Below are 2268 nucleotides of genomic sequence, written 5' to 3' on the forward strand. Positions count from 1 at the left end.
CACCGCGGACAGTGCGTGGCGGCTGCTGGAGCTGTTCGGCGTCCGTCCGGACAACGCCACACTGGAGCGCCAGCACGTCTACACCTTCGAGGCGAGTTACGCCCAGCAGTGGCGGCGGGGCCGGATACTGCTCGCCGGCGACGCCTGCCACCTGATGCCACCGTTCGCCGGGCAGGGCATGACCTCGGGCTTCCGCGACGTGATGAACCTGGCCTGGAAGCTCGACCTGGTGCTACGAGATCAGGCCGACGCGCCGCTGCTGGACAGTTACATGGCCGAGCGTCAGGCGCACGTGCAGCACGCCATCAGCATGTCGGTGAATCTGGGAAGGATCATCTGCCAGACCGATCATCGGGCCGCGGCCGATCGGGACACCGTGATGCTCGCCGCCGCGAGCCGACCGGTCCCGGCTGTCGCCCTACGGCAGCGCTCCCCGCTGCAGCCGCTGAAGAAGGGGCTGCTCCACCATGGGCCGACGGGAAGGCCGTCGGCCCCGGCCGGCGTGCTGCTCCCACAAGGCCGGGTCGCGCGGGATGGTGAGATCGGCCTGTTCGACGACATCGTCGGCCTGGGGTTCGTGCTGCTGTGTGCACGGCGGCCGGCGGACCTGATCGACGCCGGCTCCCGGGAGTTCCTCGCCGAGCTCGGCGCCCATCTCGTGCACGTTCTGCCCGCGGACCAGATCCTGGACGCCGACCAGGTCCACACCGCCGACGTGGCAACGGCCGATGCCGGCACGCCGGCCGGGACCGCGCCCCCGGGAGGCGTCCACACGGTTGTCGACCTTGACGGGGTGTACCTGTCCCTGCTTGCCGAGACCAGCTCGGCGGCACTGCTCGTCCGGCCGGATTTCTACGCCTTCGGTGGTGCCGCGGATCGCGCGGGGCTCAACACACTCGTGGACGACCTGCGGGGACGCCTGCGTCCGGTGTCCCCGCCCGCCGCTGCTGCCGCCGCATCCGAACTCGAGCCGCCGGTCGTCGCCCGCTGACGGGCACTCCCGGAGAACTGACGTAACAGCATGCTGTCCAATCGTCGCGAGGAGTTTCGATGACCGAGGCCATCCCGACTGTTCACACGCTGCCGATGACCCGGAACACACTGTTCGACCCGGCTGACGACTTGGCCGACCTGCGCAAGGCAAGCCCTGTCGCCCGCTTCGCCTACCCGGACGGTCATCTTGGTTGGTTGATCACCGGCTATGCCGCCGCGCGCGCGGTGCTGGCAGACCCGGCTTTCAGCTCGCGGCGGGAACTGCAGCACTTCCCCATCCCGCACCCGATGATGTCCGCGGAGCCTGCCCCGGCCGAGCCCGGCTCCTTCCCCGAGATGGACCCCCCGGAACACACCCGGTACCGGCGACTGCTGACCAGCCAGTTCACCGCACGCCGGATGGCCGAGCTCACCCCGACGATCGAGCGGATCGTGGCGGACCACCTGGACGCGATGGACCGGGCGGGGTCGGCAGCCGATCTCGTGCAGGCTTTCGCGCTTCCGGTGCCCTCACTGGTGATCTGCGAGCTGCTGGGGGTGCCGTACGACGACCGGGACCAGTTCCAGTCGCGTTCTCTTGTGATGGTGAACATGGAGTCCACCCCGGAGCAGACCATGAGCGCCCTCGGCGGCCTGCGCGACTTCGTCCGCGGCCTGGTCCGGGCGAAGCGTGCCGAGCCTACGGACGACCTGCTGGGCAGTCTGGCCACCGCCAGCGGCCTCGACGACGAGGAGCTGACCACTATCGGGCTGTCGCTGCTGTTCGCCGGACACGGACTCACCGGCAACATGCTGGCGCTGGGCACGTTCGCACTGCTGGAGCACCCGGAGCAGTTGCGGGTGTTCACCCACGGCCCTGGCCTGGTGGACAGCGCGGTCGAGGAACTGCTGCGGTACCTGACCATCGTCCACATCGGGCCGACCCGCACCGCGCTGCAGGATGTCGAGCTCGAGGGGCAGCTGATCAGGGCGGGGGAGACCGTCACCCTCTCGCTGCCCGCGGCGAACCGTGATCCTGACCGGTTCGACGATCCAGACACATTGGATGTGACACGCGGCGGGCGTGCGCATCTCGCACTTGGCCACGGCCTGCACCAGTGCCTCGGCCAGGAGCTCGCGCGGATCCAGATGCGAGTCGCCTATCCCGCGCTGTTCAGCCGTTTCCCGACACTGCGGCTGGCGGTACCGAAGGAGGAGGTGCCGATGCGACGCACCATGGCGTTCTACGGCGTGCACTCCCTCCCGGTCGCCTGGAACTGATCATCATCGGTCCTG

2 protein-coding genes are annotated in these 2268 nt (G+C 69.3%); both read left to right on the forward strand.

Translation table 11 applies throughout. From position 1 onward, the window contains the following. The coding region (locus MXD62_RS27300) for an FAD-dependent monooxygenase (RefSeq protein ID WP_248832268.1) at positions 1 to 991 on the forward strand (991 nt) is incomplete at its 5' end. A 59-nt stretch (positions 992 to 1050) separates the two neighbouring features. After that, positions 1051 to 2253 carry a cytochrome P450 gene (locus MXD62_RS27305; protein WP_248832269.1) on the forward strand — a complete coding sequence of 401 codons (1203 nt, stop codon included), beginning with the start codon at positions 1051 to 1053 and terminating at the stop codon, positions 2251 to 2253. Positions 2254 to 2268: the final 15 nt, after the last annotated feature.

The sequence above is a fragment of the Frankia sp. Mgl5 genome (genome assembly GCF_023242985.1).
Classification (GTDB): Bacteria; Actinomycetota; Actinomycetes; order Frankiales; family Frankiaceae; genus Parafrankia; species Parafrankia soli.